Below are 3,440 nucleotides of genomic sequence, written 5' to 3'. Positions count from 1 at the left end.
TTGCCTTCAACGGCAATCACGACTGACTGAAGTACGCGCTTTTCGCCACGGTGAATCGCGGCGATTTTGCCTGAAGCCGGAGCAGTAAATACTACGCCCGGATTCTTTTTGTCTTCAAACAGCACTTGGCCTTTTTTGACGGCTTCGCCTTCCTTGATTTTCATCGAGGGGCGCATGCCGACATATTCTTCGCCAAGCAACGCGACTTCGGTAATGGCCGGGCCGTCATAAATGACTTGCTCCGGTCTGCCCGCGATAGGCAGGTCTAAGCCTTTTTTTATCTTAATCATAAGGATGCGTTACTTTTTGGTGGGTTGAGATTCGGATGTCGGATTGTTTTTTCAGACGGCATGTAATGCTTTGAAACAAAGGATAGGCCGTCTGAAAAAAGCAGAGGTTTGCTATAAAAACAACGAATAAACGCAAACAATAAAGCTTTAGATTTTATCAGGTATAGGCTGCTTTATGTCAGTTTTACGCTTATTTTTACGGGAAAAGTGGGAAAAAAGTAGGAATGTGTAATCGAGTGTTAAGGGAAATAATTTTTAACTGATTGATATTTAAACGCTATGTTTGATGATATAGCTGAAAATAAAAGGCCGTCTGAATTTCAGACGGCCTCTAAGTTTAAAAGAGCTGCCAAACGAAGAAAATCATCGTATGCAGGGCAAACAGCGGTACCAATACAATCACCGACCATGCCATATAGCCGAAGAAGGAAGGCATTGGTACGCCGCGTTGTTCGGCAATGGCTTTGACCATGAAGTTCGGCGCATTACCGATATAAGTGAGCGCGCCCATAAATACGGAACCCATGGATACTGCCAGCAGCGAATGGAACAGGTGGCCTGTCATCAAGGCTTGGGCATCGCCACCGGCCATATTGAAGAACACCAAATAAGTCGGCGCGTTATCCAAGAATGCCGACAAAATGCCGCTCATCCAGAAATACATCACATTAATCGGGTTGCCTGCCGCGTCGTGAACCAACGAAACAACGGAAGCCAATGCGCCTGTTTCACCGGCTTTCAAAATCGCCAAAACAGGCGAAATGGTAATGAAAATACCCAAAAACAGTTTGCCCACTTCGGCAATCGGCTCGAAGTTGAACTCATTACCTGCGCGTACCTGTTTGGGCGTAATAATCCAAGATACGGCGGTCAGAGCCAGCAAAATACCATCGCGTGCCAAGTTTTGCAGTGCATAGTGGCTGCCCAAAATCTCGAAACCCGGATGATTCGGCTGCCACAGGCCGGAGAGCAAAACTGCGCCGACTACGCCGGCCAGTAACAGGAAATTCCATTTGCCGTAAATTTTGACTTTTTCTTCTTTATCGGAAGGAGCGGGAGCGAGGTGTTCGCTTTGTTCACGCTTGAAGTGTCGGCTGTCGATGATGTAGAAAACGGCCAGCAAAATCACAGAACTGATCAATACAGGCATCAGCATGTGTTTGACCGTCCACATAAAATCTACGCCTTTCAGGAATCCTAAGAACAGAGGAGGATCGCCTAAAGGAGTCAGACCGCCGCCGATATTTGCCACCAAGAAAATGAAGAAAATCACAATGTGAACGCGGTAGTGGCGTTTATGGTTGGCTTTCAAAAGCGGACGAATCATCAACATAGCCGCGCCTGTCGTCCCCATGATGGAAGACAAAGCCGTACCGACTGCCAACAGGATTGTGTTCAATTTAGGCGAACCATGCAAATCGCCGCTGACAAAAATACCGCCTGAAATGGTATAAAGCGCCAAAAGCAGCAGGATAAAGGGGATATATTCTTCAACCAATGCATGGGCAACGGTATGTACGCCGGCGCTGAAACCAAAGGTTACGATAAACGGCGTTAAAAACAGCAGCGTCCAAAACGCTGTAATTTTTCCGAAGTGGTGGTGCCAAATACGGGAGAAAAACAGAGGTCCGAGTGCGATAGACAAGAGAATCAGGGCAAACGGCAGACCCCAAAGCAGGCTGGCGGACGAGCCGTCAAAATCGGATGCCGCTGCCGGGAAGGCGGCAAGCAGCAGTAAAAACGAGAGGTAGCGCATAGTATTTCCTTTTTATTCTGTTGCGCCGTTAGGAACTTTGTTGAGAAAGTACGGCGGTGAAATATTCAGGCCGTCTGAAATATCCAGACGAACTGCGCGGTTGTGTCAGGGGAAAGTATAACGCAAAGCAAGTGTTAAGGGACGGTTTAGAATATTGGAATCAAAAGAAATGTTGATACAAATAAAGAAATACAAGGGAGGGAAGTAGTCGAAAGTAGTAGAAAAGTGGTTTTGAAACAGGGGTTTGAATTTTTAATAATAATCCTATCAAAAAAACACTTTAGATTAATTTTAGCTAAAATTTACATTTAATTGAATAAATGGAGGCCGTCTGAAAAATGAGGGTCGAATAGGGTGTTTTAGGTATTACTGATTGTTTTGACAGATAAATTGGGTATGAAAACAAAAACAGGTAAGCTAAAATGCCTACCTGCTTTATTTTATGCTTCCGGCCGCAGCCACATCCACACGGCCACGCAGCTGCAACAGATTGACGATATGACACCGATCCACCAGCGTTCCGGAAACCGCCAAAACATCAACAGGCAAGAAAAGGTCATCATGCCGATAGCGAAAAACTTTGCCTTGCGCGGCACGGCACCGTTGTTTTCCCAATTTTGTATGATGGGGCCGAAATAGCGGTGATGATAGAGCCAATTGTGAAAGCGTGGCGAAGCCTGTGCCCAGCAAGTAGCGGTCAATAAAATAAAAGGCGTGGTCGGCAGAAATGGCAGGAAAATGCCGATAATACCCAAGACAAGCGACAATGCGCCGCAAAAAATCAATAGATGACGAATCATCTTCCATCACCAATTAGTTGTTTTCAGACGGCTTGTGATGCGGGAATGGACAACGCGGAATGTCTAACTTATCCCAACCTTCATGTCCCATTTTTTCCAGTAGTGCGATATTGCGGTCGAAAATTGCCGAGGCATCGGGAAATGCTTCAGCCGCTTTGGCAATGCTGTCTTCACGAATCAGGTGTAAAGTCGGGTAGGGCGAGCGGTTGGTGTAGTTGCTGATGTCGTCGGCTTCTGTGCCTTCAAATTGAAAATCAGGATGGAACGGCGCAATTTGGACAATGCCTTCCAATTCGTTTTCTACAACCGCATCATCGGCGATTTCCAACATTTGGTTGAAGGTTTCAAAATCAGGGAACAGCGTCGGATGAACCAGTAAAGTGGTTTCCAATTCCGAAGCAGGTGTATTGCCCAGAAGCTGCAATTCACGATCCAAGTCTTCAAGAAAACCGTCCAAATGACGGGCTTCGCTGACAACGATGCGAACCAGGTTTTTAACGTGCGGCGCTTTGGCAAACGGGCAGAGATTCAGGCCGATAACGGCTTTTTCCAGCCATTGTTTGGTATGTTCGGAAACAGTATTGGTATCGAGAT

At 46.3% G+C, this 3,440-nt stretch carries 3 protein-coding genes and 1 pseudogene; all 4 read right to left on the bottom strand.

Translation table 11 applies throughout. The features are described 5' to 3' along the window. A pseudogene (locus Q1M25_RS09025) lies at positions 1-290 on the bottom strand (NADH:ubiquinone reductase (Na(+)-transporting) subunit A); the annotation flags it as partial. A 337-nt stretch (positions 291-627) separates the two neighbouring features. Next, the gene (locus Q1M25_RS09020; protein ID WP_300483956.1) at positions 628-2,046 is read right to left on the bottom strand and encodes a sodium:proton antiporter; all 1,419 of its coding nucleotides are present in this window, start codon (positions 2,044-2,046) and stop codon (positions 628-630) included. A 440-nt stretch (positions 2,047-2,486) separates the two neighbouring features. Further along, entirely contained in the window at positions 2,487-2,846 is a 360-nt protein-coding gene (locus tag Q1M25_RS09015) for a YbaN family protein (protein ID WP_300483954.1), read from the bottom strand. Between the two features lie 13 nt (positions 2,847-2,859). After that, a partial coding sequence (locus tag Q1M25_RS09010; protein ID WP_300483952.1) for a DUF1415 domain-containing protein occupies positions 2,860-3,440 on the bottom strand: 581 nt, incomplete at its 5' end.

Source organism: uncultured Neisseria sp. (genome assembly GCF_951230505.1).
In the GTDB taxonomy this organism is placed as follows: domain Bacteria; phylum Pseudomonadota; class Gammaproteobacteria; order Burkholderiales; family Neisseriaceae; genus Neisseria.
This window is presented reverse-complemented; position numbering and strand designations above follow the sequence as displayed.

Bases quoted from the DNA above. Each gene is read 5' to 3' on its own strand.
- Q1M25_RS09015 (WP_300483954.1), bottom strand. From the start codon at position 2,846: ATGATTCGTCATCTATTGATTTTTTGCGGCGCATTGTCGCTTGTCTTG.
- Q1M25_RS09020 (WP_300483956.1), bottom strand. From the start codon at position 2,046: ATGCGCTACCTCTCGTTTTTACTGCTGCTTGCCGCCTTCCCGGCAGCG.